Annotated in this window: 30 protein-coding genes; 13 read left to right on the forward strand and 17 right to left on the reverse strand. The window is 63.1% G+C overall.

Annotation, left to right across the window (positions count from 1 at the left end; genetic code table 11):
* Positions 1-36: 36 nt before the first annotated feature.
* The 8 genes from lspA to sppA form a co-directional block, all read right to left on the reverse strand.
* Positions 37-507 carry a signal peptidase II gene (gene lspA, locus AC0L3H_RS21085; RefSeq protein ID WP_473586768.1) on the reverse strand — a complete coding sequence of 157 codons (471 nt, stop codon included), beginning with the start codon at positions 505-507 and terminating at the stop codon, positions 37-39.
* Positions 508-551: 44 nt separating this feature from the next.
* Entirely contained in the window at positions 552-1,403 is an 852-nt protein-coding gene (locus AC0L3H_RS21090) for a TrmH family RNA methyltransferase (protein ID WP_473586769.1), read from the reverse strand.
* On the reverse strand, positions 1,404-2,441 hold the full coding sequence (locus tag AC0L3H_RS21095; protein WP_473586770.1) for an RsmD family RNA methyltransferase: 1,038 nt from the start codon (positions 2,439-2,441) through the stop codon (positions 1,404-1,406).
* A gap of 89 nt (positions 2,442-2,530) precedes the next feature.
* Positions 2,531-3,016, reverse strand: a complete 486-nt coding sequence (locus AC0L3H_RS21100; protein WP_473518542.1) for a DUF1772 domain-containing protein — start codon at positions 3,014-3,016, stop codon at positions 2,531-2,533.
* A gap of 193 nt (positions 3,017-3,209) precedes the next feature.
* Positions 3,210-4,178, reverse strand: coding sequence for a bifunctional Delta(1)-pyrroline-2-carboxylate/Delta(1)-piperideine-2-carboxylate reductase (gene lhpI, locus AC0L3H_RS21105; protein WP_473586771.1), 969 nt, complete (start codon positions 4,176-4,178; stop codon positions 3,210-3,212).
* A 134-nt stretch (positions 4,179-4,312) separates the two neighbouring features.
* Positions 4,313-4,645: a LapA family protein gene (locus AC0L3H_RS21110; protein WP_091595569.1), complete on the reverse strand. Its 333-nt coding sequence runs from the start codon at positions 4,643-4,645 to the stop codon at positions 4,313-4,315.
* Positions 4,646-4,726: 81 nt separating this feature from the next.
* The gene (locus tag AC0L3H_RS21115; protein WP_023797441.1) at positions 4,727-5,011 is read right to left on the reverse strand and encodes an integration host factor subunit beta; all 285 of its coding nucleotides are present in this window, start codon (positions 5,009-5,011) and stop codon (positions 4,727-4,729) included.
* A 69-nt stretch (positions 5,012-5,080) separates the two neighbouring features.
* Positions 5,081-6,034, reverse strand: a complete 954-nt coding sequence (sppA, locus tag AC0L3H_RS21120) for a signal peptide peptidase SppA (RefSeq protein ID WP_473586772.1) — start codon at positions 6,032-6,034, stop codon at positions 5,081-5,083.
* Between the two features lie 322 nt (positions 6,035-6,356).
* On the opposite strand from sppA, the gene lptC reads away from it, so the two are divergent.
* From lptC to ptsN, 6 genes are all read left to right on the forward strand, one after another.
* A complete protein-coding gene (lptC, locus tag AC0L3H_RS21125) occupies positions 6,357-7,070 on the forward strand; it encodes an LPS export ABC transporter periplasmic protein LptC (protein ID WP_091595571.1) in 714 nt (237 codons plus the stop codon).
* Positions 7,057-7,668, forward strand: coding sequence for an LptA/OstA family protein (locus tag AC0L3H_RS21130; protein ID WP_419694699.1), 612 nt, complete (start codon positions 7,057-7,059; stop codon positions 7,666-7,668). The genes lptC and AC0L3H_RS21130 overlap by 14 nt, the downstream gene beginning before the upstream one ends.
* Positions 7,668-8,486: an LPS export ABC transporter ATP-binding protein gene (lptB, locus tag AC0L3H_RS21135; protein ID WP_287230420.1), complete on the forward strand. Its 819-nt coding sequence runs from the start codon at positions 7,668-7,670 to the stop codon at positions 8,484-8,486. Before AC0L3H_RS21130 ends, lptB begins: the two co-directional genes overlap by 1 nt.
* 187 nt (positions 8,487-8,673) lie before the next feature.
* Entirely contained in the window at positions 8,674-10,200 is a 1,527-nt protein-coding gene (rpoN, locus tag AC0L3H_RS21140) for an RNA polymerase factor sigma-54 (protein ID WP_473586773.1), read from the forward strand.
* 269 nt (positions 10,201-10,469) lie between these two features.
* Positions 10,470-11,054 carry a ribosome hibernation-promoting factor, HPF/YfiA family gene (gene hpf, locus AC0L3H_RS21145; RefSeq protein WP_023797447.1) on the forward strand — a complete coding sequence of 195 codons (585 nt, stop codon included), beginning with the start codon at positions 10,470-10,472 and terminating at the stop codon, positions 11,052-11,054.
* A 129-nt stretch (positions 11,055-11,183) separates the two neighbouring features.
* On the forward strand, positions 11,184-11,648 hold the full coding sequence (gene ptsN / locus AC0L3H_RS21150; RefSeq protein ID WP_023797448.1) for a PTS IIA-like nitrogen regulatory protein PtsN: 465 nt from the start codon (positions 11,184-11,186) through the stop codon (positions 11,646-11,648).
* Between the two features lie 91 nt (positions 11,649-11,739).
* Here ptsN and AC0L3H_RS21155 read toward each other — a convergent pair whose 3' ends face one another.
* Together AC0L3H_RS21155 and AC0L3H_RS21160 are read right to left on the reverse strand one after the other, a co-directional pair.
* Positions 11,740-11,997, reverse strand: coding sequence for a BQ00720 family protein (locus AC0L3H_RS21155; protein ID WP_023797449.1), 258 nt, complete (start codon positions 11,995-11,997; stop codon positions 11,740-11,742).
* A gap of 63 nt (positions 11,998-12,060) precedes the next feature.
* Entirely contained in the window at positions 12,061-12,486 is a 426-nt protein-coding gene (locus AC0L3H_RS21160) for an Hsp20 family protein (RefSeq protein WP_023797450.1), read from the reverse strand.
* A gap of 142 nt (positions 12,487-12,628) precedes the next feature.
* Here AC0L3H_RS21160 and AC0L3H_RS21165 point away from each other — a divergent pair, with 142 nt between their 5' ends.
* Complete coding sequence (locus AC0L3H_RS21165; protein ID WP_091595580.1) at positions 12,629-13,570, forward strand: nucleoside hydrolase; 942 nt, start codon at positions 12,629-12,631, stop codon at positions 13,568-13,570.
* A gap of 48 nt (positions 13,571-13,618) precedes the next feature.
* On the opposite strand, the gene AC0L3H_RS21170 is transcribed toward AC0L3H_RS21165, so the two are convergent.
* The 5 genes from AC0L3H_RS21170 to AC0L3H_RS21190 all read right to left on the reverse strand — a co-directional run bounded on the left by AC0L3H_RS21170 (position 13,619) and on the right by AC0L3H_RS21190 (position 18,447).
* Positions 13,619-14,233, reverse strand: coding sequence for a LysE family translocator (locus tag AC0L3H_RS21170; protein ID WP_091595683.1), 615 nt, complete (start codon positions 14,231-14,233; stop codon positions 13,619-13,621).
* A 109-nt stretch (positions 14,234-14,342) separates the two neighbouring features.
* Positions 14,343-15,791 (reverse strand): amidase, encoded by a 1,449-nt coding sequence (locus AC0L3H_RS21175; RefSeq protein ID WP_473586774.1) that lies wholly within the window; start codon positions 15,789-15,791, stop codon positions 14,343-14,345.
* A gap of 5 nt (positions 15,792-15,796) precedes the next feature.
* Complete coding sequence (locus AC0L3H_RS21180; RefSeq protein ID WP_473586775.1) at positions 15,797-16,708, reverse strand: ribokinase; 912 nt, start codon at positions 16,706-16,708, stop codon at positions 15,797-15,799.
* Positions 16,709-16,853: 145 nt separating this feature from the next.
* Entirely contained in the window at positions 16,854-17,732 is an 879-nt protein-coding gene (locus tag AC0L3H_RS21185; RefSeq protein WP_473586776.1) for a methylated-DNA--[protein]-cysteine S-methyltransferase, read from the reverse strand.
* A gap of 220 nt (positions 17,733-17,952) precedes the next feature.
* A complete protein-coding gene (locus AC0L3H_RS21190) occupies positions 17,953-18,447 on the reverse strand; it encodes a DUF2244 domain-containing protein (protein ID WP_473494327.1) in 495 nt (164 codons plus the stop codon).
* Between the two features lie 22 nt (positions 18,448-18,469).
* On the opposite strand from AC0L3H_RS21190, the gene nth reads away from it, so the two are divergent.
* On the forward strand, positions 18,470-19,273 hold the full coding sequence (gene nth / locus AC0L3H_RS21195; RefSeq protein WP_473586777.1) for an endonuclease III: 804 nt from the start codon (positions 18,470-18,472) through the stop codon (positions 19,271-19,273).
* Here nth and AC0L3H_RS21200 read toward each other — a convergent pair.
* Entirely contained in the window at positions 19,267-19,722 is a 456-nt protein-coding gene (locus AC0L3H_RS21200; protein ID WP_287222287.1) for a DUF2214 family protein, read from the reverse strand. The two genes, nth and AC0L3H_RS21200, sit on opposite strands and share 7 nt — an antisense overlap.
* 152 nt (positions 19,723-19,874) lie before the next feature.
* Between AC0L3H_RS21200 and AC0L3H_RS21205 the strand changes: the two genes are divergently transcribed.
* The gene (locus AC0L3H_RS21205; RefSeq protein WP_287299265.1) at positions 19,875-20,105 is read left to right on the forward strand and encodes a YdeI/OmpD-associated family protein; all 231 of its coding nucleotides are present in this window, start codon (positions 19,875-19,877) and stop codon (positions 20,103-20,105) included.
* Positions 20,106-20,306: 201 nt separating this feature from the next.
* A complete protein-coding gene (locus AC0L3H_RS21210) occupies positions 20,307-20,846 on the forward strand; it encodes a GNAT family N-acetyltransferase (RefSeq protein ID WP_473586778.1) in 540 nt (179 codons plus the stop codon).
* A gap of 45 nt (positions 20,847-20,891) precedes the next feature.
* Here AC0L3H_RS21210 and AC0L3H_RS21215 read toward each other — a convergent pair whose 3' ends face one another.
* Positions 20,892-21,677: an IclR family transcriptional regulator gene (locus tag AC0L3H_RS21215; protein ID WP_473586804.1), complete on the reverse strand. Its 786-nt coding sequence runs from the start codon at positions 21,675-21,677 to the stop codon at positions 20,892-20,894.
* A 192-nt stretch (positions 21,678-21,869) separates the two neighbouring features.
* On the opposite strand from AC0L3H_RS21215, the gene AC0L3H_RS21220 reads away from it, so the two are divergent.
* The 3 genes from AC0L3H_RS21220 to AC0L3H_RS21230 all read left to right on the forward strand — a co-directional run bounded on the left by AC0L3H_RS21220 (position 21,870) and on the right by AC0L3H_RS21230 (position 25,041).
* Entirely contained in the window at positions 21,870-22,847 is a 978-nt protein-coding gene (locus tag AC0L3H_RS21220) for a Bug family tripartite tricarboxylate transporter substrate binding protein (protein ID WP_091595596.1), read from the forward strand.
* Positions 22,848-22,976: 129 nt separating this feature from the next.
* The gene (locus tag AC0L3H_RS21225; RefSeq protein ID WP_077379464.1) at positions 22,977-23,513 is read left to right on the forward strand and encodes a tripartite tricarboxylate transporter TctB family protein; all 537 of its coding nucleotides are present in this window, start codon (positions 22,977-22,979) and stop codon (positions 23,511-23,513) included.
* A gap of 4 nt (positions 23,514-23,517) precedes the next feature.
* A complete protein-coding gene (locus tag AC0L3H_RS21230; RefSeq protein ID WP_473586779.1) occupies positions 23,518-25,041 on the forward strand; it encodes a tripartite tricarboxylate transporter permease in 1,524 nt (507 codons plus the stop codon).
* Positions 25,042-25,046 lie beyond the last annotated feature (5 nt).

A 25,046-nucleotide genomic window follows, 5' to 3' on the forward strand; every position in this document is an offset into this window, starting at 1 on the left:
ACTGTATGGCGGCAGAAGGCCAGGTCAATCGCCAGGTCAGTCGCTTGAGGGCTTGGCCTCACGCCGCCAACCAATGAGTTCGTCGAGGACGACCACCACCGCGCCGACTGCGATGAAGGCGTCGGCGAGGTTGAAGATGGCGAAGGACCATATTGGGGTGTGAAACAGGATGTAGTCGATCACGTGACCATAGGTAACGCGGTCGAACAGATTGCCGAGCGCGCCGCCGACGATCAGCGCAAAGCCGATGCGGGTAAGCACGTGGCCGGGCGGAGTGCGGGCCGCGAGATAGAGCACGAAAGCGACGACGAAAGCGGCGATGACCACCAGGCCCGTGTCACCGAAGGACGAAAACATCGAGAAGGCGATGCCGGTGTTGTAGGTGCGATACAATGCCAGGAACGGGACAAGATCGACCTTTTCCTGAAAAGGGAGGCCGGTCTCGACCAGATATTTCACCCACTGGTCGAGCGTCACCGCGGCGGCGACCAGTACGACGTAGGGCAACCAGGATTTTGCTGTTGGGGATTTCACCGTTCGGGATGTCACGGTCAGGCGCCCTCCGGGGCAAGTTTCAGCGCGCCGCGCCGAATCTCGAACAGCATGATGCCGGTGGCCACCGCGAGATTGAGCGAATCGGCCCGACCGGACTGTGGAATCCGCAGCAATCTGTCGCAGCTTTCGGCCAGGCTTTCGGGCAGGCCCTGCTGTTCGTTGCCCATCATCAGCAGCACCGGGCCTTCGGAAAAGTCGACCGAACGGTAATCGACCGCACCCTTCAGATGTGTGCCGGCAACAAGGCCAGGAAAGCTTTTTCGCCACGCAAGGAAGGCTTCCGGCGTCGCCTTGGCGACCGGCACGGCGAAGATCGAGCCCATCGTGGCGCGCACGGTCTCGACGGAAAAAGGATCGGTTGTCTCGCCGACCAGGATGATGCCCTTGGCGCCAACGGCATCGACGGTGCGGATGACGGTACCGAGATTGCCGGGGTCGCGCACGCGGTCGAGCGCCACCCAGACATCGCCGTCTTGAGCGCGGATGTCCTTCAGCGGCAGGAACTTTTGCGAAAAGACGCCGACCACCATTTGCGGGTTGTCGCGGCGCGTGATGGCGACGAGCACTTTTTCCGAAACTTCGAGCACGGTGCCGCCGGCGGCAACCGTGCGTGCCGCGACCTTTTCGACCGTCGCGTTGCCGCGTCCGGCTTTGGCGAAGACCAGCGTCCGGATCGACCAGCCGAGGTCGAGCGCGTCGATGACCAGCTTCAGCCCCTCGGCCATGAATGCGTTCTGCTGGTCGCGGTATTTCTTCAGCGAGAGCGCCTTGATGTCCTTGATCAACGGATTGGCAAGGCTGGTGACTTCCTTCACCTGCCCTGGCGCGCCGGCGTGCCGCTCGCTCATTCAGGCCACCCAGCGCGAAAACAGCGAGGTGGACAGCGCCCGGCCGGCGGATTTCTCGCGGATAATCAGTTCGCCGGATTCGACCGTGCCGCCCATGCCGGCAAAAGTGTCGCGCATCAAGGCATGGATGGCGAAGAAGGAAGCGCGGATCGAATAGGCGGTCAGCACGACAGCGAGCGGCTTCGGCGTCAGGACCGAGCGGCAGAGGTCGGTCAGAGCCGGCAGATCCTCGAACAATTGCCAGACCTCGCCCCTGGGGCCACGGCCATAGGCGGGCGGATCGAACAGGACGATGTCGTAACGGCTGCCACGGCGCTCCTCGCGCTCGGCGAATTTTAGGGCGTCGTCGACGATCCAACGGATCGGCTTTTGCGACAGGCCCGCCATCTCCTGGTTCTCCCTGGCCCAGCCGATCGCCTTCTTGGAAGCATCGACATGGGTGACCTCGGCGCCGGCGCGCGCCGCCACCAGCGAGGCAAGGCCGGTATAGCCGAACAGATTCAGCACTTTGACCGGCCGCTTCGCCGCCGCGATCAGCCCGGCCATGTGATCCCAGTGCGAGGCCTGCTCGGGGAACACGCCGACATGGCGAAACGAGGTGAAGCGGCCGAGATAATCGATGCCGTCATGCTTCATTGGCCAGGTTTCGCCGAGTGGCGTCCTGGGGAAACGCCAGCGGCCGATGCCTTCCTCGTCGGTGTCGCCGGTGAAAATGGCGTCGGCGCGGTCCCAGTCTTTGGCCGGCAACGCTTTTTGCCAGATCGCCTGGCCTTCAGGCCGGACGATGCGATAGGGGCCGTACTGCTCGAGCTTCTGTCCGGCACCGCTGTCGAGCAACGCGTAGTCGGCGTTGGGCGCGACTTCGAGGATCAGCGGCAGGTGTTCGGCGGGCAGGGCGCCGTCGCGGCGGGAAAGGACGCGCGGCGCGGCTATCGGCTCGGTGCGGTTGCCCGATGCGCCGGTTGCGCGCGGTTCCGCCCCGCCCTTTGCGGTCTGATGCGAGCGGCTGTCGCGGCGTTTGTCGCGAAAAGGTTTCAAGAAGAGCATCTCCTGGGCGACGTGGCCCGCTTCTGCCACAGCACATTCACCGGCGCAACAAACGCAGTCGCCGGACGTTTCCGAACCGGTCAGCCGCGCCTGATGAAGAGCAGGGCAGCAACCAGCGATACGAAACCGACGGCCTTGAAGCCGGCGACGATCATATGGCCTGTTTCCCAGCGCAGCCGGATCGCTTCGAAATTCTCCGGAATCGGGCCAGGCACCCAAGTGGCCAGAATATCGTTCGCCGGCTTGACGAGAGCAAACCACATCGCAAGAGACACCGCATAGATCACGGCAGCGGCCAACGCATACCAGAACGCCGGTCGGTCATTGCGCAGCATCCAAGCGAGCAGTCCCGGACAGCCGATCGCGGCCAGGTCCAATGGCGCGCCAATGACGGCAAACAGCTGGAACTGGGCGTTGAAGACAGTCGTCTCGCGCCAGAGAGAAGGCGACCATTTCGTCAGCCGAGGAGCTGATTCCAGGACATGGGCGAAGGATGGTCCAAGGCTGAGCGCCGCGACAACGGCGGCCAAGATGGACCAGAACAACAGGAACCCGCGTATCTCCATAACGCCCGAACAACGGGGTGACGCCGGAGACGTTCCCCGTCGGAAGGGAGTAGGCAGTAGGCAGTAGGCAGTAGGGGAGTAGGGGAGTAGGGGAGTACGGGAGTAAGAATAAGTGACCAGGAAAAATACAACTGGCACGAAGCCGCACGGTTAGTACTGCTTCCCCTACTGCCTACTGCCTACTGCCTACTGCCTACTGCCTGCTGCTCGCCTTGTACACCGCAATGCCGGCGGCGAGGTCTTCGAGGGCTGCGCCGACCGATTTGAACAGCGTGATCTCACCGGGGCTCTGCCGGCCCTTCTTCTGGTCGCGTGCCAATTCATGCAGGTCGGCGACGATGGCTTGCGCCTCCAGCACGCCCGAGGCCAGCGGCTGGACGATGTCGCCCGCTTCCTTGGTGGCGCCGGCCCGGGTGTCGACGTAGACGCGGGCGCGCGCAATCGCATCGTCGTCGCTTTCGCGCATGGCCGGCGTGAAGCCGCCGACCAGATCGACATGGGTCCCCGGCTTCAACAGCGCGCCCTTGATCAGCGGCGTGGTCGTGATCGTCGCCGACGAAACGATGTCGGCCTGGCCGAGTTCGGCGTCGAGATCGCTCGCGGCGGTGGCCGCAAAGCCCTCGGCGCGCAATTCCGCCGCAACCTTTTCGGCATTGGCCGGCGTGCGGTTCCAGATGCGGATGACGGTGATCGGCCGCACCGCGCAATGCGCCCTGGCGAGGAACGGCGACAGCGCGCCGGCGCCGACCACCAGCAGCCGCGAAGCGTCCTCGCGGGCCAGATAGGAGGCTGCCAGCGCCGAGGCGCAGGCCGTGCGCCACTGCGTCAGCCGCTGGCCGTCGATCATGGCTTCAGGCTCGCCGGTCGCACCGTCGAGCAGGAGGTAAAGCCCCATCACAGCGGGTTTGCCCACGGCGTTGTTGTCGGGCGACACGGTGACGATCTTGACGCCGATATGGCCGCCTGCCGACGAGCCGGCGGCATTGAAGTCGGTCCAGGCCGGCATCAGGAGCAGGGTCGAGGCCGCGCCGTCGGGCCGTTCGACCGTATGGTGGTGCCTGACCGGCTGTACCGCGCCATCGCGAAAAGCCGCGCGCAGCGTTTCGACCAGGCCGGGAAAGGTCAGCGCCTGATCGACCTCGGCCGCCGAAATGCTCAACATAGGAAACTCCGTCGAGAGAAATACGCCTGACGCATGACCGCGAAATCAGAAGCGATTTTCTGCAAAGATCATGCGCAATCAAAAATGGTACAGCGTCCTTTGCGCGCCCAAAAAGGACGCGCGGCGGTTCCGGCTCAGCCCGTCGGCTTCGGCAAGGAGGGGCCTTGTTGCGCGGCCGGTGCCCGGCTGACCGCCTGGCGCAAGTTCTCGGCCTCGACGCCGCGCTGGCGCGCCAGCTTGCGATAGCGGCCCTGCTTGATCCAGGTCGCCAGGCTGCCGACGATCATGCCGATGGCGAGGGCCACGAACAGGAAGATGAAAAGCGGCAGCGTCATCGTCAGCGCCGGATTGCCGGGGTTGAATGGGTCCAGGGTGAAGGCAACCGGATCGCGGTTGGCCACCGCCAGCGCAATCAGAATGACGGCCAGCGGCACGAAGACCACGATGAGCATGAAACGATTGAACATAGAATTTCCTGTCGAAGGCGGGCTCTACCAAAGGCCGGGCCTCCTGAAAAGGCCGGCATGGCGCATGAGCCCGCGCGGCGCTTATTTGCCGCTGTTCAGCCTTTCACGCAATTCCTTGCCGGTCTTGAAGAACGGCACCCATTTCTCCTCGACCTCGACGGATTCGCCGGTACGCGGATTGCGGCCGGTGCGGGCGGGGCGGTTTTTCACCGAGAAAGCGCCGAAACCGCGCAGCTCGACCCGGTTGCCTTCGGCGAGCGCGTCGGTGATCTCGTCGAAAATCGCGCCGACAATGTTTTCGACGTCACGCAGGAAAAGGTGCGGGTTGCGTGTGGCGATGATCTGCACAAGTTCGGATTTGATCATGAGAAGGCTCCCCGTGAAAACACTGCGGTCAAATTATGAGGATGATTTTATTTGCTTTTTTCACTCGTCTCAAGGGTGCCAGACGGAAACCAGACCGTCAAGAAACAAGCGATCGGCACCAAGTTCGTGAATGATGTCGCCGCCATAGTCGGGCAGGCCGAGCGCACTGCCGATGGTTCGTGCCATCGCCTTCGAGAACAGGAAGCCGCCGCTTTCCGCGTCCTTCCACTCCACCACCTTGAGCTTGGCGTCGATGCCCTTGGTTGCGAGCCAGTCGATCGCTTCGGTCTCGCCGCCGACCGCGTCGACCAATTTATTGGCAACGGCCTGCCGGCCGGTGAAGATCGATCCGTCGGCCAGCGCCAGCGCCTCCGGTTTGGTCATCTTGCGGCGTTCGGCGACGATGCCGACGAACCAGTCGTAGCTGTCGAGGATGAGCTTGCGGACCATGGTGCGCTCGTCGTCATTGGTCGGCTTGAAAGGCGATGGCGAAGCTTTCAACGGCGAGGATTTCACTTCCTCGAGCTTGACGCCGAGTTTGTTCATAAGGCCGCTGACGTCCGGATACTGGATCAGCACGCCTATCGAGCCGACAATCGACGATTTGCGCGCGACGATATGATCGGTCGCGGTAGCGATCATATAGCCCGCCGATGCGGCCAGCGTGCCGACCTGGGCCACCACCGGCTTCTCGGCGGCCAGCTTGCGCACTGCCTCGTAGATCGATTCGCCGCCGACGGTGGTGCCGCCAGGTGAATCGATCGACAGGATTACAGCTTTCACCCTCGGGGATTGACGGATGGCGTCCAGTTGCTTGATCAGGTCGTCGTCTTCGGTGATGGTGCCCTCGATCTTGACCTTGGCGATATGGTCGATCGCCGCGCCAGTGAAGTCATCGCCGTAAATCCAGGTCGAAAAGGCAATCAGCCCGGCTGCTGCGACAACAAGCGCTGCAACGCGCCAGAATGTCAGCTTGCGGCGCAAGCGGCGGCGGTCGATCAGGTCGTCGGCTCTCAGTACCATGGTCAGCCTCATAGTCGGTGGGAGCAGATGCTTTTAAAGCAACCGCCCGCGCCCGGCTACCGATTCCTGACGAGCTTGCGCCAAAGACAAGGTCTCGACGTTGGCGAGACGGCGTTTCGAGAGAACATAAAAGACCAATCCACAGCCCCTAACGCTGTCGGCGCGTATCTGGTATGACGTGCAAGTTGTGCCGGTTTCATTTTTCGTTTGTGCAACAGCAACCGTCACACTTTTGCGGTTTTCCTCCGCTTGTGCTTGCTTGAGGGCGCCGGCATCCCACCTATAGGGGTGCTTGGCGGCAGGGGTTTAGAAGAAAGCAGTTATGTTAGCGCGACCGATCGAACCGACCAACACCGAGACGGAGTTGGCTTCCCCGGACGTAGGCCCGGCGCGAGTCGACGCCTTCGGCATCGCCCAGCGCCATTCGCGCCGCGTGCGTATCTTGAAGCTGGCGGTGCCGCTGGCCGCTGCCGCGATCGCGGTCGCCGTCCCGGTCTATTCCTATCTCATGGCACCTGGCTCAATCCAGGTCCAGGCCGACGCCAGCGCGTTCGCCAATGGCAAGCTGGTGATGGCCAACCCCAAGCTCAACGGGTTCACCAAGCAGAAACTGCCCTATTCCATGACGGCTTTGCGCGCCATACAGGACGTGAGCCAGCAAGGTATCATCAATCTGGAAGGCATCGACGCCAAGCTGCCGATATCAACCGACAATGTGGCGGCCATCAATGCCCCGCACGGTAGCTTCAATCGTGATGGCAACACGATGAGCCTGACCAGCGATGTCACCATAACCACCACAGATGGCCTGGCGGCAAAGTTCAAATCGGTCTTTCTCGACATGGGCAAAGGCACTATGAAGACGAACGATCCGGTCGACGTCAGCCGTGGCGGGTCGCGGATTACCGCGGATTCGATGTCTGTCCAGGACAACGGCAAGATCGTGGTTTTCGAGAACAGAGTGCGTGTCAACATCGATCCCGCCAGCTTGAAGGCGGCAGAGGCAATGAGCGGAGAATCCAATGCGGTTCAGTAGTTCGACACGGCTCGTGGCCGCGGCTTCGGCGTTGCCGGCTGTTGGGCTGGCTTTGGGGCTGGCTTTGGGGGCGGCGCCGGCTCTGGCGCAGTCCAGGACCACCAGCCAGCTGTCGGGCCTCAAACTGTCCGGCGACAAGCCCATCCAGATCGAAAGCGACAAGCTCGAGGTCCGTCAGGCGGACAGCGTCGCGGTGTTCACAGGCAATGTAAACGTCGTCCAGGGTCCGACCTTGCTCAAGGCCGGCAAGATGACGGTCTATTACGTCAAGGACCCGGACGCTGCCGCCAAGGGTGAGCAGGCGTCGGGTGCCGCGATGACCGGCTCGGCCGACATCGACCGTCTGGAGGTCGCCAACAAGGTCTATATCAAATCGGACGACCAGGTCGCCACGGGCGACAGCGGCACCTTCGACATGAAGACGGAAGTGCTGGTGCTTTCAGGCAGCAAAGTCGTGCTCTCGCAAGGCGACAATGTACTGGTCGGCTGCAAGCTGACCGTGCAGATGAAGAGCGGTCTGGCCCAGGTCGACCCCTGCGGCGGTGGACGCGTCATGATGTCGATCACGCCGCCGAAGTCGGGAGCGGCGAACCCCTGATGGTCGACGTAGCATCGCTGTTGGCGCGTCTTCCAGGACGCGCCGCCAGCAAACTTGCGGCACCGGCCGCGATTAGCCTCGATCAGGTAAAATTCAAGGGAACCCTGATCGCCAAAGGGCTGACCAAAAGCTACAAGGGCCGCAAAGTCGTCAGTGGCGTGACGATCGGCGTGCGCGCCGGTGAGGCGGTCGGGCTGCTCGGCCCCAACGGCGCCGGCAAGACCACCTGCTTCTACATGGTCACCGGCCTGGTGCCGGTCGACGAAGGCACGATCGAAATCGACGGCTTCGATGTCACCTCTATGCCGATGTACCGCCGCGCCCGCCTTGGCATCGGCTACCTTCCGCAGGAGGCGTCGATCTTTCGCGGCTTGAGCGTCGAGCAAAACATCCGTGCCGTGCTCGAAGTGGTCGAGAAGAGCCGCAAGGAGCGCGAACGCATTCTCGACGAACTGCTCGAGGAGTTTCACATCAGCCATCTGCGCAAGGCCCCGTCGCTGTCGCTTTCCGGCGGCGAGCGGCGGCGCCTTGAAATCGCGCGCGCCCTGGCGACCCGCCCCGCATACATGCTGCTCGACGAGCCTTTCGCCGGCATCGATCCGATCGCCGTCGCCGACATCCAGCAACTCGTGCGCCATCTGACGGCGCGCGGCATCGGCGTGCTCATCACCGATCACAATGTCCGCGAGACGCTCGGCCTGATCGACCGCGCCTACATCATCCATGCCGGCCAGGTGTTGACCCATGGCCGGGCCGACGAAGTGGTTGCAAACCCGGATGTGCGGCGGCTTTATCTCGGTGAGGGGTTTACACTCTAAGCGTGAAAATTTCTGTCCAGACGCGGTTTTTGACGCGAGACAGAGCTTTTTCTTCGATTTCTCGTCGGAATACGCACGGACAGGCGAGTTTTGATCGCCGTCGCCTTGACAAGCAAAAGCCGGGCCAGTTTCTATGCCGAACTCCTTCCGGCAGTCCGATGCGTAGACAGGGCGTTTGAACCGAACCATGGCGTTGGCGGCAAAACTACAGCTACGACAGTCCCAGTCGCTGGTGATGACGCCGCAACTCATGCAGTCGATACGGCTGCTGCAGTTCACCCACATCGAGCTGGAACGCTTCATCGACGACGAGATCGAGCGCAATCCTTTGCTCGAGCGCGCCGAGCCGCAAGACGATGCCGTCAGCGACCAGGCGCAGAAGATCGATGCCGCGCCGGAAACGGCCACCGCCGGCGACTGGTTCGAGAAGGAAACGGCGTGGAGCGCCGAGGCGATCTCGGAAAAGCTCGATACTTCGCTGGAAAACCTGTTTCCCGACGACCCCGGCACCAGCGAGCGGCTCGGTCCCGACCTGACGGCCCAGTGGAAATCGGCATCCGGCAACGGTTCCGCATCCTCTTCCGACGGTTTTGACGTCGGAGACATGGCGGCCGGAGCCATCACGCTGCGCGAGCATGTCGCCGAGCAGGTCGCGCTTGCCTTCGCCGACCCGGCAGCACGCCTGATCGCCAGCGAACTGGCCGATGGCCTCGACGAGGCCGGCTACATGCGCGCCGACATGGCTGAGATCGCCACTCGTCTCGGCACCGACAGAGCGGCGGTGGCAAATGCGCTCGCGGTCTGCCAGACATTCGAGCCCACCGGCCTCTTTGCCCGCGACCTTGCCGAATGCCTGTCGCTGCAGCTTGCGGTCCGCGACCGTCTCGACGATGCGATGAAGGCTTTGATTGCCAATCTCGAACTCCTGGCCCGGCGCGATTTCCACACCCTGAAACGGATTTGTGGGGTCGATGAGGAGGATCTGCTCGACATGCTGGCCGAGATACGTGCGCTCGATCCGCGCCCGGGGATGGCGTTTTCGGGCGGCGCCAGCGACGCGATCATCGCCGATGTCGAAGTGCGTGCGGCCAATGACGGGAGCTGGGTGATCGAACTCAACCCCGAAACGCTGCCGCGCGTGCTGGTCGACCATATCTATTTCGCTCGGGTTTCGCCGCATGCGAAAAATCAGACGGAAAAGGATTTCCTGGCGGAGTGCCTGCAAAACGCCAATTGGCTGACGCGCAGCCTCGATCAGCGGGCGAAGACTATCCTCAAGGTTGCCTCAGAAATCGTGCGCCAGCAGGACGCCTTCCTCGTCCATGGCGTGCGTCACCTGAGGCCGCTCAACCTGCGCACGGTGGCCGACGCCATCGGCATGCACGAATCGACCGTCAGCCGGGTCACCGCCAACAAATACATGCTGACGCCGCGCGGCGTGTTCGAACTGCGCTATTTCTTCACCGCCTCGATCGCTTCGTCGGGTGGCGGTGACGCGCATTCGTCTGAAGCGGTGCGCGACCGCATCAAGCAGTTGATCGACGAGGAGAAACCTGCCGACGTGCTTTCCGACGACGCGATTGTGGATATGTTGCGGGAAAGCGGCGTCGATATCGCCAGGCGCACGGTCGCCAAGTATCGGGAGGGCATGAATATTCCCTCGTCGGTGCAGCGGCGGCGTGAAAAACGCGCTTTGGCCAGCGCCGGACGTTGATCTCCGACGGAATTTTCGACAGCTTTCGCACTTCATTGACAAGCCGCAATGAAGTGGCTAGAAGCCCGCCCGCATGGGACGGGCTACTGCCCGCATGCGGATGGTCCGTCACGACGTTGGCCACGGGACGGTCAAGAAGGCGGCTTGTGATCAATCGGAAAAGTTCGGATTTAAAATCGGCGCAAGTGACGCCGCAAAGCTTGTGCGCTCAGACCACGGGTATAAACTCGGGACAGTTTGAAGCCTGAGCAAGGAAGGTCAGTATTCAGATGACGCTGCGCATATCAGGAAAACACATGGATATCGGCGATGCGTTCCGTACGCGCATCAACGACCGTGTCGGAGAGGTGATCGGGAAATATTTCGATCGGGGCTTTTCTGGGCAAATTGTAGTCGTCAAATCGGGATCGCGCTACACGGCCGATTGCATGATCCGGCTGGATTCCGGCGCTTCGCTGCAGGCGACCGGTGAAGCGCAGGACCCGACGCTCGCTTTCGAGGCGGCGGCGGATCGCCTCGAGACCCGCCTTCGCCGCTACAAGCGTCGGCTGAAGTCGCATAATTCAGGCAACGCCAATGGCGAACCCACCGACGTCGCCTATACGGTGATGGCGCCGCTTGCCGACGATGACGAGGAAATGCCGGAGAATTTCGCGCCAGCCATCGTCGCCGAATCAACCATGACGCTGCGGACCATGTCGGTGGCGTCAGCGGTGATCGAACTCGACACCAAGGACAGCCCGGTCCTCGTCTTCCGCAACGCCGGAAACGAGCATCTCAATATCGTCTATCGTCGGCCGGACGGAAACATCGGCTGGATCGACCCGTCTACGACCAAGGTCGCGCAGGGCTAACGGCCAAGGCCGCACTGGGCTGACGGCCAAGGCCGCAGCGGGCTGACGGCCAAGGCCGCACTGGGATAAGGCACCAGCCGCACGCGAGAGTGAGGGCTGGCGACGGCAGGCGAACAAGGGATTTCAAGTATGGACCTGAGCGATCTTATCAACGTTCCGGCAATCTTGCCGGCGTTGAAGGCGAACTCCAAGAAGCAACTGCTGCAAATGCTGTCCGAAAGGGCGGCGGCAATTGCCGGCATTCCGGAACGGGAGGTGTTCGACACCATCCTGCAGCGTGAACGGCTGGGCTCGACCGGTGTCGGCAACGGCATTGCCATTCCGCATGGCAAGCTGGCCGGGGTGAAGCGGATCGCCGGGGTTTTCGCCCGGCTGGAGACGCCGGTCGATTTCGAGGCGCTGGACGACCAGCCGGTCGATCTGGTGTTCCTGCTTTTGGCGCCCGAAGGCGCCGGCGCCGACCATCTCAAGGCGCTGTCGCGCATTGCGCGGGTGCTGCGCGACGCCGACACGGTGGCCAAGATCAGGGGCACCCGCGACGCCGCAGCGATCCATGCGCTTTTATCGGATACACAAGCCTCGCACGCGGCCTGAGTTTTTTCGATCAGTTCGGTTAAAGGGCCGCCGCGAGCGGCCCTGTCCGTTCTAACCAGATCGCTGCGCCGTCTTGTTAGTGGATGGCGACTTAGTGGATCGCGACGGGGGTCAGGTCGTTTTCCAGGGCGCCGGCCAGCGCCCGCTCGCGAGCGTCGGAAAGCAGGATCGGCTGGCCGTTGGCGGCAAACAGGGCCCACAGTTCCAGCCCGGGCGCGATTTCGCCGAGGCCCGGGAAACGGCCGCGCAGATCGTCGCTCGAGATTTTCCTGAGATAGGCGACCGAGCCTTCGCCGAGATGGGCGAACTCGCCGCTGGTCATGATAAGGTTTTCGTCAGTTCTGGTCATTTAAGCCTCCGTGCAGCGAGGACCCCGTTCAAGGCCGCCTCGCATGAGAGCAATCGGTAAAAATCAGTCTTTCACCGATATGTTTATTTTCCGTACCAGCCGTTCGGACTCGGGCCGATCGAGATCGATCGACAAAAGACCGTTCTTCAGCTCCGCCGCGATCACCCGCATGCCGTCGGCCAGCACGAAACAGCGCTGGAACTGGCGCGCGGCAATGCCGCGGTGCAGAAATTCGCGCTCGGTGTCATCGTTCTGACGGCCGCGCACGACCAACTGGTTCTCCTCCGTGGTCACATCGAGATCGTTTTCGGCGAAACCGGCGACAGCGAGTGTGATACGCAGCCTTTCGGCCTTGCCGTCGGCACCGCTGAGGCGCTCGATGTTGTAGGGAGGGTAGCTGTCACCCGACTTCGCCAGACGCTCCAGGGTCTTTTCCATGGCGTCGAAACCCAGGAGAAGCGGGCTGGAAAAAGGCGTCATTCGGCTCATGTTACACTGTCCTCTCAAGAGCGACATAAACTGGAAAAACCCGTATGGCATTTTTCCCGATGGTCTTGATATGGTCCGCCCGGCGGTCGAGTTCAAGCCGTCAAAATCCCCGCCCAAAAAGACTCCCTAAAAAGGAATTGAAATGCCCCAATCCCGCAAGATCATCATCGACACGGATCCCGGCCAGGATGATGCCGTCGCCATATTGCTGGCGCTCGGCAGCGCCGAGCTGGAGATCGTCGGCATGACCGCCGTCGCCGGCAACGTGCCGCTGAGACTCACCGAAAAGAATGCACGCAAGATCTGCGAGCTGGCCGGCCGGCCTGACATCAAGGTCTATGCCGGCGCCATCCGGCCGCTGGCGCGCGAACTGGTAACCGCCGAGGAGGTGCATGGCGAGACCGGGCTCAACGGACCGCAATTGCCCGAACCAACCATGGAGCTGCAGGCCCAGTACGCAGTCGATTTCATCGTCGAGACGCTGATGAAGGAAGAGAGCGGCACGATCACCCTGTGCGCACTCGGTCCGCTCACCAACATAGCGCTGGCGCTGATCCGCGAGCCGAAGATCGCGCCGCGCATCAAGGAAATCGTGCTGATGGGCGGCGGCTTCTTCGAAGGCGGCAACGTCACCCCGACCTCCGAATTCAACATCTATGTCGACCCGCATGCCGCCGATGTCGTATTCAAATCCGGCATTCCGATCGTCATGATGCCGCTCGACGTCACCCACAAGGCGCTGACCACGGCCAAGCGCACCCAAGCCTACCGCAAGCTCGGCACCAGGGTCGGCACGGCCACGGCGGAGATGCTGGAATTCTTCGAACGATTCGACGAAGCGAAATACGGCACCGACGGCGGTCCGCTGCATGACCCTTGCGTCATCGCCTATCTGTTGAAACCCGAGCTGTTCAGGGGCCGCAACTGCAATGTCGCTGTGGAAACCGCCTCGGAACTCACCATGGGCATGACCGTGATCGACTGGTGGGGCGTGACCAAACGGCCGAGCAACGCCATGGTGATGCGCGACATCGACCACGATGCGTTGTTCGCGCTGCTGCTGGAAAGGCTGGGCCGGCTTTAGGTTCTTCTTCTCCCCAGGGGCCCCAGGGGAGAAGAAAAAGAGTGCCGCTCACTTCGCCTTTGAAAACGCCAGCCACAGGCCGCCGCCGACCAGAAAACTGCCGCTTATCCGCGACAGCAGCTTGACGCGGCCGGCCGAAAGCAGGCGTCCGGCGCGGCCGGCGGCCAGCGCATAGGTCGAATCCGATACGGCGGCAAAGATCATGGCGGTGAGACCCATGACGCCGATCTGCAACCCATAGTTGCCGTCAGGGGCGATGAACTGCGGAAAAAAGGCGCCGAAGAACACCAGCGTCTTGGGATTGCTGATCGCCACCAGCAGGCCCTGCAGGAAGAAGCCGCCGCGCGGTGTCTTTGCCGATCCGTCGGCGTTCAGCTTGCCCTTGGAGCGGAACATCTGCACACCCATCCAGATCAGATAGGCGGCACCGATCAGCCTGACCCATTCGAACCAATGGCCCATTCCCGCGATCAGCGAGGTCAATCCGATGCCGACAATGGCGATCATGATCGCCAGTCCGGCCTGTGTGCCGGCGACGTTGGCGAGGCCGGCGCGAGAGCCATGGCGGATGCTGTTGGCGATGATCAGCGTGACCGTCGGTCCGGGTACCAGGATGATGACAAGGCAGGCGACGAGATAGGTGGCATAGAGTTCCAGCGACATGATTTCCTCGACGGTATGCGGCTTTGCGACACGGCTGACCGCGATCAATGCATGACAGTAACGCGGGTGCAAGCCGGCAAGAGATGTCGCTGGCAACCTTGACCTGGATTTAGGCTCCAGCCAGCCACGGCAGCGTCGTCTCGTAGGCTGCCGCCGCTTTCAGCACGGCCATGTCGCGGCGCGGCCGCCCGATCAATTGCATGCCCATCGGCCTGCCGCTGCCATCGAAGCCGGCCGGCACGTTGACCGCCGGGCAGCCGCCCAGCGTGGCGAGCGCTGACACCTGCATCCAGCGGTGATAGCTGTCCATGGCACGCCCGGCCAGCTCCCTGGGCCAAGGAGTACCGACATGGAAGGGAAAAACCTGCGCAGTCGGCAGCGCAATCAGGTCGAATTGGTCGAAGAGTGACAGCAACGTTCGATGCCACGACGAGCGCCTCACCGTGGCGGCGTGGATCTGCGGTGCCGTGAGTTGCAGCGCCTGTTCCACCTCCCACACGGCCTCCGGCTTCAGAAGAGCGCGTTTCAAGGGATCGTCGTAATGTGCCTTGAGCGCACAACCGCTGCTCGCCTGGCGCAGCGTCACGAAGGCCTGCCACAGCGCTTCGAAATCGACATCCGGCACCAGCGCTTCGGTCTGAAAGGATGCCGCGGCGAACCGGCCGAGAGCGGCCTCGCAAAGACTAAGGATGCCGGGTTCGACCGGCAGATGACCACCGAGATCGCCGAGCCAGGCGATGCGGCCGCCGGCCGTCGGCGTTTGCAGTCCCTGCAGGAAGCAGCCCTGTTTGTGATGCGAGAGCGGCGCGCGAGGGTCGTAGCCAGCCTGCTCGTCGAGCAGCAAGGCCATGTCGCGAACGTTGCGGCCCATCGGCCCTTCGACGCCCATCTGGGCGTGGAAGACGTCAAGCTCGGGGCCGGCCGGGACAAGCCCCTGCGACGGACGGAAGCCATAGACGTTGTTGTAGGCGGCCGGGTTGCGCAGCGAGCCGCCAAAGTCGCTGCCGTCGGCGACAGGCACCATGTCGAGCGCCAGTGCGACCGCCGCGCCGCCGCTCGAGCCGCCGGCGGTCAAGGCCGGGTCGAAAGCATTGAGTGTCGGGCCGAACACCGTGTTGTAGGTATTGGAGCCCAGGCCGAATTCGGGAACGTTGGTCTTGCCGATGATGATGGCGCCGGCCTTGCGGATGCGCTCGACGAAATAATCGTCTTCCTGCGGCACGAAATCGGCAAAGATCGGCGAGCCGAAGCTGGTCCTGAGGCCCTTGGTCTGCGCGAGATCCTTGATGGCGATCGGCAGGCCGAAAAGCGGTGCGGCATGCCCAGCATGCGCCAGATGGGCGTCCGCCCTGTCGGCCTCGCGCAAGATGTCGGCACGGTCGCGCAGCGAGACGATGGCATTGACCAGCGGGTTTACCGCGTCGATCCGGTCGAGGAATGCCGTCGCCACCTCGCGCACCGACAACCGCCTGCGCCGGATCGCCTCGGCAAGATCCACGGCGGACAGGCGGCAGATATTGCCGGCAGGCGGCACGGCGTGTTTTGTGGCCGGACGCATGGCTCTCACCTGGCTGGCGTGTTTTGGAGCGCCGCCTCGACGTCCTTCGCCAGCGGGATCGCCGGCTGGGCGCCGGGCTTCAGGCAAGCGAGCGAACCAGCGGCTGCAGCACGGGCGAGCGCCTGGTCGAGCGGCAGGCCGGATGACAGCCCGGCGGCAAAATAGCCGCAGAACGTGTCGCCGGCGCCGACCGTATCGAGCGGAGTGACGTTCAACGCCGGAACCATCAGGAGATCGGCTGGCGTGGCGGCCAGAACGCCGTCACCGCCGAGCGTGACGACGATTGTGCGACCGGTCGTCCCCGCGAAATCGCGCATCCGCGCCGGGCGATCGCGGCCGCTCAGCGACAGCGCCTCGCCATAGAGGTCGAATTCGGTTTCGTTGGCGACGACATAGTCGGCCTTGCCGAGGAAGGCGGCCGCCTCTGCGCGGAACGGTGCCGTGTTGAGCACGGTAACCGCGCCTGCCGCCCGTGCTGCGTCAAGTGCTGCATCGACAGTCTGCAGCGGGATTTCCTGCTGCAGGAGCACGACATCGCCCTTCTTCATGAAAGCCTTGGAGAGGTCGCCTGTGACGACCGAATCATTGGCGCCCGGCACCACGGCAATGACATTCTCGCCGTCGTCGGCGACCATGATCAAGGCCGTGCCGGTCGAGGCGAAGGTTTCACCGACACCGGACAGGTCGATCTTGCCGTCCCGCAACAGCGCCAGCGCTTCGGTGGCGAAATTGTCCTTGCCGACCGCGCCGACCATGCGCACCGTGGCGCCGGCACGCGCGGCGGCCAGCGCCTGGTTGGCGCCCTTGCCGCCGGGTGCGGTGGCGAAACCGGAGCCACGGACCGTCTCGCCCGGTGCGGGCAAGCGGTCGACATTGGCGATAAGGTCGAGGTTGATCGAGCCGACAACGATTATCAAGTGGTGCCTCCCTGCTGACTGCGGGAAGCTACTCCGTAAGGCCGCCGCTTGCCAGACCGCGCGATCTAATCGCGTCAGGTTTGAACGCGCTTCTCAGCGCACTCCAGGCGTCGGCGGTGCCGACATCGACAATTGGCGCGCGATTTCAGGATCCGACCTGTCCCGCTTCCCAGCCAAGGATGGCGCGTTTGCGCGTCAGGCCCCAGTGGTAGCCTGTGAGCGCGCCTGACTTGCCGAGAGCCCGGTGGCACGGCACCACGAAGGACATCGGATTGGCGCCAACCGCGGCACCCACCGCCCGGCTGGCGCTCGGTGCGCCGATGCCGGCGGCGATCGAGGAATAGGTGCAGGCCTTGCCCATCGGGATGCGCAGCAGGGCCTCCCAGACGCGGACCTGGAAGTCGGTGCCGATCAAGACGACGCGCAGCGGCTGGTCGGCGCGCCACAGTGCCGGGTCGAAGATGCGCGCCGCATAGGGCGCCGTCGCGGCCATGTCCTCGATATAGTTTGCGTTCGGCCAGCGGCCGGACATGTCGGCGAAGGCCGCACGCTCGTCGCCGACATCGCTGAAGGCGAGGCCGGCAAGCCCACGGTCTGTGACCATGATCAGGGCGATGCCGAAAGGCGAGATATGATAGCCGTAGCGGATCGTCAGCCCGGCGCCGCGCGCCTTGTAGTCGCCCGGCGACATCGCTTCATGGGTGACGAAAAGGTCGTGCAACCGGCCGGGGCCCGACATGCCGACCTCGAAAGAAGCCTCGAGCAGCGGCATGCCGGAATCGAGCAGTTTGCGCGCGTGGTCGAGCGTGACCGCCTGCAGAAACGCCTTGGGCGACAGGCCGGCCCAGCGGGTGAAGAGCTTCTGCAACCCGGTCGGCGTCTCGCCGACTTCCTCCGCCAATATCTCGAGCGACGGCTGGTCACGATAGTCAAGGCTGATCTTCTCGATCGCGCGCCGAACAACTTCGTAGTCACCGCCTTCGGGTGTGATGTCTTTCTTCAGAATAGCTGTCTGTGCGTTCATCGGGCCATCTCCTTGATCGTGAATATCGTCCTTCGCGGCTCCGATCACCACCCGAAACTTGCCTTCTCGTCATGTGCATCCAGATAGATCTGGCTTCGAGCAAGGAGCCGACGAGGGCTGGCAAAACGTGCATTCAAGCAGGGAGAAGTAGACGCTGCCGATTACCGTTTATGGCAAGGCACCGCAGAACCGGTTCGCGAACGAGGCGGTTCGCTCACATTCAGCGCGCTTTCGCGGTCGCCAGGGCGCGCGAAAAGGCTGACGCAAAGCTCTCGCGGTCGTCGGGATTGAGGAAGCCGCCGATCGGCACATTCTGGCCTTGTGCTTCCACCGCCATCCTGGTGATGCCGATTTCGGCGTGGCGGGCGACCGAAAAACGCGCCCAGAACGGATTGAAGCGATGCGCTTCCGATTTGCCTGATGGCGCGGTCTTGCGGATGTCGAGGCTGGTGCGCGAGACCGACACTTCCTCACGGGCGCGGGCGGCACGATAATTGGCGCGAAAGGCGATGTAGACGGCGATGACGTCGAGACCCAGGAAGCCGAACACCGGCCAGGCGCCGCGCGACAGGAAAAACGCTCCGGTAGCCAACGAGCCGAACAGCAGAGCGCCCATCAGGATGGCAAAGCCGGTTTTGCCCAGCGAGCGATGCGGTATCAGCAACGCCTGGAAGAATGGCTCGTCGGCCTGATATGAGGCGTTTGTGTCGCTCATGCCGGGATATTATAGGAAGGGGATGACGAGCCCCAAGTCCAAAAAATCCTCTACACCCAAAAATGAACTGCTCCCCGGCCGACGCGACGGCTCGAACGCCAAACCGCGTGCCCGGCCGGTGCGGTCCGATTCGCGCTACAGCCCGGCCGAAGTGCACGAGATTTTCCGACGCTTTTCCGTTCAGCGGCCCGAGCCGAAGGGCGAACTCGAACACATCAACGCCTTCACGCTGCTGGTGGCGGTGGTGCTTTCGGCACAGGCGACCGATGTCGGCGTTAACAAGGCAACGCGGGCGCTGTTCAAGGTCGCCGACACGCCGCAAAAGATGCTGGCTCTCGGCGAAGCCAAGGTCGGCGACTATATCCGCACCGTTGGGCTGTGGCGCAATAAGGCCAAGAACGTCATCGCGCTGTCGGAGGCGCTGATCCGCGATCATGGTGGCGAGGTGCCCGACGACCGCGATCAATTGGTCAAGCTGCCGGGCGTCGGGCGCAAGACCGCCAATGTCGTGCTCAACATGGCCTTCGGCCAGCACACCATGGCCGTCGACACGCATATCTTTCGCATCAGCAACCGGCTGCGGCTGGCGCCCGGCAAGACGCCGGAACAGGTCGAGCAGGGGCTGTTGAGGATCATTCCGGACGAATACATGCGCCATGCGCATCACTGGCTGATCCTGCATGGCCGCTATGTCTGCAAGGCGCGCAAACCGGATTGCCCGGTCTGTGTCATCGCCGACATCTGCAAGGCCGAGGAGAAGACGAATGATGTTCCGGCGCCGCTGGTCGAAATTGCGCCGCTCGAACCCGTAGGCGAAATTCAGTAGCCGTAGCCGCGCGCCATCGCCGCGGCGAAGACCGGGATCAGCAGGAAGATGAAGGCTTCGGCGCGGACATAAGTTCGAACGGATGCAAGTTGTGCTGTCGGCACTTGAAAGCCGGGGCTGGCCGAGGCCTGCCTGCTCCAGGACGCAAAGCGGACCGTCGGGACGATCGACAGCAGCCCGACGGTGACGAAGGCCACCATCTTTGCCCAGAACGCCCAGTTGTAGACGTAGAATTCCCAACCCTTCAGCCCGTAGATGACGCGTCCGATGCCGACAACGATGATCAGCATGGCGATGATGCCGTAATGGCGATCGATGCCGACAAGCCGCCGAAGCGTCGCGGCGGGCAGATCGCCGCGGATCAGGACAAATTCGGCGCCGATGATGCCGGCCAGTGAAAACACCAGCAGATGATGAAAGATGGCAAGCAGAAGATCGGTGGTATCCATGCCCTTTTCCCTCCGTCGGACGGCACAGCGGACGCTGAATCAGTTTCGTGCGAAGGGTAGCATCGTTCGGCAAGAATCCCATGCCGGAGCTGGCGTTCGCGACTACGTCCCTGCGTTGTTGACGCCAAATCCTGACAGCCAAAATTTTGCCCATGACCAGGCTGAAACGCGCCTTGAACCCGATGCCGGACGACATTCGAACCGCTTTGACAAAGCAAGGATTGATGGCGGCCTATGATGACAGACCGGATTATCAGAAGAACGACTATCTCGGCTGGATCGCTCGTGCCAAACGCGCCGAGACAAGACATAAGCGGCTCGACCAGATGCTGGACGAATTGAAGCGTGGCGGCGTCTACATGAACATGCCGTGGCGCGGCTGAAATCGCGCGTGTCAGGTCACAGTTTCCCGCGGTCGATGCGCCTCGACCTCGTTTCTCGCGCTGGAAGATGATCTGCCCTGTCCTGGCTCTTGTTGGACATTTGGGCGACATGCATGAGGCACCGGCAAAGAAACACTTTGAATTTGCGCATGATCGTTTCGGAGGCGGTTTTTCGGCGATCGTGCGTGGCGAGGCAGAGTTATGGGAAATCCGGGAGCAGCCAGCGCGCCGGTCATCGAGACGAAGCGAACCATCTTGCGGCCACACCAGCTCGATGATTTCGATGCCTATGTCGCCATGTGGGCCGATCCGGACGTCACGCGCTTCATCGGCGGCAAGCCGCGCACGCGCGAGGAAAGCTGGATGCGCTTCCTGCGTCATGCCGGCCTGTGGTCGCTGCTGGGCTACGGCTTCTGGGCGATCGAGGACAAGGTATCCGGCCGCTTCATCGGCGAGGCCGGCTTCCACGATCTGAAGCGCGACATGGTGCCGTCGATCGAAGGCGTTCCGGAAGCCGGTTGGGCGCTGGTCCCGAGCGCACATGGCCAAGGGTTCGCCAGCGAAGTCGTCGGACGGGCTCTCGCCTGGGGCGACGAGGCATTCGGGCGTGCAAGGACTGTCTGCATCATCGATCCGGAAAACACCGCTTCGCTGAGCGTCGCGGCCAAATGCGGCTACAGCGAAGTGTTGCGGACCACCTATCACGACAATGCGACGATCCTGCTGGAACGGCAGCCCTAGCGGTTGCGGCCTGGCATCCTGTGGTTCTGGTCGAATTGAGGCTTTCTACGCCTGCCGCTTCAGCACCGGGCCTTCCGCTTCGGCCTTTAGGGCTGCCTGTTCGAGCATCGAGGCGTCTTCGCCGAAAGCGCGGGTGGCGCGCGCGGCCGCCTCAATCAGCGGATTTTTCATGCGCTGCAGAAAGGCCACGTCGACGCGCGTGCTCGGGCCGGACAGCGTCAATGCACCGAGCAGGGTGTGCCCCGGCCCGAACACTGGTGCCGAGACGCCCGCCGTCTCGGGGTCGCGATCGCCGACCGACAAACAATGGTAGGTTTTGCGGATCGTCTCGTATGGTTCGCCCTGCTGACCGGAAAACGCCGCAAGCACGCGGCCGCCTGTGCCGGCCAGCAGGGGCAGCACGTCGCCTTCCCGGATGGTGTAGCGGATGGGATGCTTGGACTCGACCCGGTAAAGACAGGTGCGCACGTCGCCCGAACGGACATAGAAAGCGACGCTTTCCCAGCTTCGCTCGGCCAGATCGCGCATGATCGGCAGCAGGATGTCGATCGCCACCACCGAACGCTGGTATAGGGCGCCCAGCCGAAAGGTGGCAGGGCCGACACGGTAGCGGCCGTCGTCGAGACGCTCCAGCAATTGCCCGCGCAGCAACGAGTTCGCCAGCCTCAGGATCGTGCTCTTGTAGAGGCCGGTGCGCGCCGCGATTTCGGCCAGGCTGAGCGAGTGCTCGGAAGCAGCGAAAGCGTCGAGGATGGCGATCGCACGATCGAGCGCGGCAACGCCGTTGGTCGACGCAGGCTTGGATTGTGTTACGGTTGTCCGCTTGACCACGTCGTTCCGTTCCCAGTTGGACAGAAGGGCCGATCGGAACAATTGTGCCGCATCCGGACAGTTCTGTCCAGCAGAATGCCATTCCGGTTGACAGAACGATGCAAAGACTGCATGAATTTTTGTCGAGCGGGTCTGAATTCAGGCTACGTTGCTGGCAGGCACCGGAGGAGGTGTCGTGATTGGAGGAACCCCATGCTGAACAGACGCAGATTTTTAACGAGCACCGCCGCTGCCGGCGCCGCCGGTTTCGCAGCGTTGCATCTCTCGCCCGCTTTCGCGCAGGACGCACCGCAGATCCAGATCTTTGTGCCGGCAGCGCCCGGCGGCGGCTGGGACCAGACGGCGCGCACGATGGACCAGGTGCTGCGCAGTGAGAAGCTGATCTCCGGTTCGCAGATCACCAATGTCGGCGGCGCCGGCGGCACAGTCGGCCTGCCGCAATTCATCAGCCAGTGGAACGGCAAGGGCAATTCGCTGATGGTTGCCGGCATGGTCATGGTTGGCGCCATTATCGCCAACAAATCGGCCAACAATCTCACCGAGGTCACGCCGATCGCCCGCCTCACCGGCGAATTCGAGGCGCTGGTGGTGCCTGCGGCCTCGCCGTTCAAGACAGCAGCGGATTTCGTCGCCGCCCTCAAAGCCGATCCGACCAAAGTGCCGGTGGCTGGCGGTTCGGCCGGCGGCTCGGACCACATATTGTTCGGCCTTATCGCCAAGACGGCCGGTGTTCCGGCAGCCAACCTCTCCTACGTGCCGTTCGCCGGCGGCGGCGAGGCATTGTCGGCGCTTCTCGGCAACCAGGTCGCGGCCGGCATCTCCGGCTACGGCGAGTTCTCCGAACAGGTCAAGGCAGGCGCGCTTCGGCTGCTTGCCATTTCCGCGGACAAGCGCCAGGAAGGCATCGACGCACCGACGATGAAGGAAGCCGGCATCGATGTTGAACTATTCAACTGGCGCGGCGTCTTCGCACCGCCGGGCGTTTCCGACGCCGACAAGGCGGCGATGATCACGCTGGTCGAGACGATGGCCAAAAGCGAAGCCTGGGCCACCGAATGCAAAAACCGCAACTGGACGCAGATCCTGCTCACCGGCGACGACTACGCGAAATTTCTCACCGAAGACACGGCTAGGATCGCAGCCATCCTTAAGGACCTCGGCCTTGCCTGATGTCCCCGGAGAGGGGCGGTCTGCACTGCCCCTTTCCGATGTTCGCCAGCCGCATGGACATACGATCCGGCGCGAGTGAAACTGCGATGAGGTCGGCCGTGGGAGACCGGCTATCCAGGGAGGACGATCATGAGCACCAGCGACCAGCAGGCGGCGCGGCCGCGCCTTGCCGTGCCCGAATTGCTGATCGGCATCGGGCTTCTTGCCTGCGCCGGCGCAGTGGCCTGGCAGACTCTTTCGATTCCGGTGTCGCCGCTCTACTCCAAGGTCGGCCCGACCGTCTTCCCCTACATCACCATGGTCGGCATGACGGTCCTTTCCCTGCTGCTGATCGTCGCCGCTCTGCGGGGCGGCTGGCAGCCGGAGGAAGAAAAGGAAACCCCGACCGACTGGAAGGCGATGGGCATCGTCGCCGTCGGACTGGTCGCGAATCTTGTTCTGATCCAGCCGCTTGGCTTCACCGCAGCCTCGGTGATCATGTTCGTTCTCATCTGCCACGGATTCGGCAGCAGACATCCGCTGCGTGACGTGCTGCTCGGCCTGATCCTGGCGCTTGCCGCCTATTTCGGCTTCGCCAGGGCGCTCGGCGTCAACATCGGCGCCGGCTTCATCGAGAACCAGCTGAACACGGGCCTCGATTCGATTATCCGTATGTTGAGAGGCTGAAGCCATGGAAACGCTTGGCCATCTCGCGCACGGATTTTCGGTCGCTTTTACGCCGGTCAATCTCATGTGGTGCCTGCTCGGTACGACACTGGGGACAGCGATCGGTGTGCTGCCCGGCCTCGGACCGGCACTGACCATCGCGCTGCTTTTGCCGATCACCTACCAGGTGGCGCCGGAAGCGTCCTTCATCCTGTTTGCCGGCATCTATTACGGCGCCATGTATGGCGGTTCGACGACATCGATCCTGCTCAACACGCCGGGTGAAAGCGCGACCATCGTCACTGCGCTGGAGGGCAACAGGATGGCCCGTTCCGGCCGCGGCGGCGCGGCACTTGCCACTTCGGCGATCGGCTCCTTCGTCGCCGGTACACTCGGCACGCTGGGGGTCGCCTTCCTGGCCCCGGTCGTCGTCAAATTCGCGCTGTCCTTCGGCCCGGCCGAATATTTCTCGCTGATGGTGCTGGCCTTCATCACGGTTTCGGCGGTGCTCGGCTCGTCGTCGGTTCGTGGCCTGACCAGCCTGTTCATCGGCTTCGTCATCGGCATGATCGGCGTCGACCTGCAGACCGGGCAACCGCGCTTCACCTTCGGCATGAGCCAATTGCTCGATGGCGTCGACGTGATCGTCGTCGCCGTCGGCCTCTTTGCGGTCGGCGAGACGTTCTACATGGCCTCGCGCCGCTATGCCGGCAAGGACGAGATCGTGCCGCTGAAGGGCTCGCTCTACATGACGGCGGCCGAATGGGCACGCTCGTGGAAGGCTTGGCTGCGCGGCGCCCTGCTCGGCTTCCCGATCGGCGCGCTGCCGGCCGGCGGCGCCGAAATCCCGACCTTTCTGTCCTATGCAATCGAGAAAAAGCTCTCCAATCACAAGGAGGAGTTCGGCACGGTCGGCGCCATCGAAGGCGTTGCCGGGCCGGAAGCCGCCAACAACGCATCGGCCGCTGGCGTGCTGGTGCCGATGCTGACGCTTGGGTTGCCGACCTCGGCGACGGCCGCGATCATGCTGTCGGCCTTCCAAAGCTATGGCATCAATCCCGGGCCGATGCTGTTCATGACGCAGGCCAATCTGGTCTGGGGGCTGATCGCCAGCCTGTTCATCGCCAACATCATTCTCGTCATCCTCAACCTGCCGCTGATCGGGTTGTGGGTGCGGCTGCTGAAAATCCCGGCGCCGCAGCTCTATGCCGGCATCCTGGTGTTCGCCACGGTCGGCACCTACGGTATTTCTCAGTCGCCGACCGACCTCGTCATCCTCTATCTGCTCGGCGGGGCCGGGTTCCTGATGCGGCGCTTCGATTTCCCAACGGCGCCGGTCATCATCGGCATGATCTTGTGGCCGCTCGCCGAAACGCAGTTCCGCCGCGCGATGACCATCTCGAACGGCGACTGGTCGGTGTTTTACAAACATCCGCTGTCGCTGACACTGCTGACGCTGGCGTTCATCGGGCTGATCGGGCCGCATGTCTACGCTTACATCGAACGCCGCCGCATGCGTGGACCGGAACACGTGCCGGGCGATGCCTGACCTGC

It is taken from the genome of Mesorhizobium sp. WSM4816, assembly GCF_055811535.1.

What these genes read in the sequence shown, in the direction of transcription:
- rpoN (WP_473586773.1), top strand. Translation starts at nt 8,674, where the DNA reads ATGGCGTTGGCGGCAAAACTACAGCTACGACAGTCCCAGTCGCTGGTG.
- AC0L3H_RS21210 (WP_473586778.1), top strand. Translation starts at nt 20,307, where the DNA reads ATGGGAAATCCGGGAGCAGCCAGCGCGCCGGTCATCGAGACGAAGCGA.
- AC0L3H_RS21130 (WP_419694699.1), top strand. Translation starts at nt 7,057, where the DNA reads ATGCGGTTCAGTAGTTCGACACGGCTCGTGGCCGCGGCTTCGGCGTTG.
- lhpI (WP_473586771.1), bottom strand. Translation starts at nt 4,178, where the DNA reads ATGTTGAGCATTTCGGCGGCCGAGGTCGATCAGGCGCTGACCTTTCCC.
- AC0L3H_RS21115 (WP_023797441.1), bottom strand. Translation starts at nt 5,011, where the DNA reads ATGATCAAATCCGAACTTGTGCAGATCATCGCCACACGCAACCCGCAC.
- ptsN (WP_023797448.1), top strand. Translation starts at nt 11,184, where the DNA reads ATGGACCTGAGCGATCTTATCAACGTTCCGGCAATCTTGCCGGCGTTG.
- sppA (WP_473586772.1), bottom strand. Translation starts at nt 6,034, where the DNA reads ATGGTACTGAGAGCCGACGACCTGATCGACCGCCGCCGCTTGCGCCGC.
- AC0L3H_RS21220 (WP_091595596.1), top strand. Translation starts at nt 21,870, where the DNA reads ATGCTGAACAGACGCAGATTTTTAACGAGCACCGCCGCTGCCGGCGCC.
- AC0L3H_RS21110 (WP_091595569.1), bottom strand. Translation starts at nt 4,645, where the DNA reads ATGTTCAATCGTTTCATGCTCATCGTGGTCTTCGTGCCGCTGGCCGTC.
- AC0L3H_RS21165 (WP_091595580.1), top strand. Translation starts at nt 12,629, where the DNA reads ATGCCCCAATCCCGCAAGATCATCATCGACACGGATCCCGGCCAGGAT.
- lptC (WP_091595571.1), top strand. Translation starts at nt 6,357, where the DNA reads ATGTTAGCGCGACCGATCGAACCGACCAACACCGAGACGGAGTTGGCT.
- AC0L3H_RS21225 (WP_077379464.1), top strand. Translation starts at nt 22,977, where the DNA reads ATGAGCACCAGCGACCAGCAGGCGGCGCGGCCGCGCCTTGCCGTGCCC.
- AC0L3H_RS21190 (WP_473494327.1), bottom strand. Translation starts at nt 18,447, where the DNA reads ATGAGCGACACAAACGCCTCATATCAGGCCGACGAGCCATTCTTCCAG.
- AC0L3H_RS21090 (WP_473586769.1), bottom strand. Translation starts at nt 1,403, where the DNA reads ATGAGCGAGCGGCACGCCGGCGCGCCAGGGCAGGTGAAGGAAGTCACC.
- AC0L3H_RS21170 (WP_091595683.1), bottom strand. Translation starts at nt 14,233, where the DNA reads ATGTCGCTGGAACTCTATGCCACCTATCTCGTCGCCTGCCTTGTCATC.
- AC0L3H_RS21175 (WP_473586774.1), bottom strand. Translation starts at nt 15,791, where the DNA reads ATGCGTCCGGCCACAAAACACGCCGTGCCGCCTGCCGGCAATATCTGC.
- hpf (WP_023797447.1), top strand. Translation starts at nt 10,470, where the DNA reads ATGACGCTGCGCATATCAGGAAAACACATGGATATCGGCGATGCGTTC.
- AC0L3H_RS21200 (WP_287222287.1), bottom strand. Translation starts at nt 19,722, where the DNA reads ATGGATACCACCGATCTTCTGCTTGCCATCTTTCATCATCTGCTGGTG.
- AC0L3H_RS21160 (WP_023797450.1), bottom strand. Translation starts at nt 12,486, where the DNA reads ATGAGCCGAATGACGCCTTTTTCCAGCCCGCTTCTCCTGGGTTTCGAC.
- nth (WP_473586777.1), top strand. Translation starts at nt 18,470, where the DNA reads ATGACGAGCCCCAAGTCCAAAAAATCCTCTACACCCAAAAATGAACTG.
- AC0L3H_RS21230 (WP_473586779.1), top strand. Translation starts at nt 23,518, where the DNA reads ATGGAAACGCTTGGCCATCTCGCGCACGGATTTTCGGTCGCTTTTACG.
- AC0L3H_RS21205 (WP_287299265.1), top strand. Translation starts at nt 19,875, where the DNA reads ATGACCAGGCTGAAACGCGCCTTGAACCCGATGCCGGACGACATTCGA.
- AC0L3H_RS21155 (WP_023797449.1), bottom strand. Translation starts at nt 11,997, where the DNA reads ATGACCAGAACTGACGAAAACCTTATCATGACCAGCGGCGAGTTCGCC.
- AC0L3H_RS21185 (WP_473586776.1), bottom strand. Translation starts at nt 17,732, where the DNA reads ATGAACGCACAGACAGCTATTCTGAAGAAAGACATCACACCCGAAGGC.
- AC0L3H_RS21100 (WP_473518542.1), bottom strand. Translation starts at nt 3,016, where the DNA reads ATGGAGATACGCGGGTTCCTGTTGTTCTGGTCCATCTTGGCCGCCGTT.
- lptB (WP_287230420.1), top strand. Translation starts at nt 7,668, where the DNA reads ATGGTCGACGTAGCATCGCTGTTGGCGCGTCTTCCAGGACGCGCCGCC.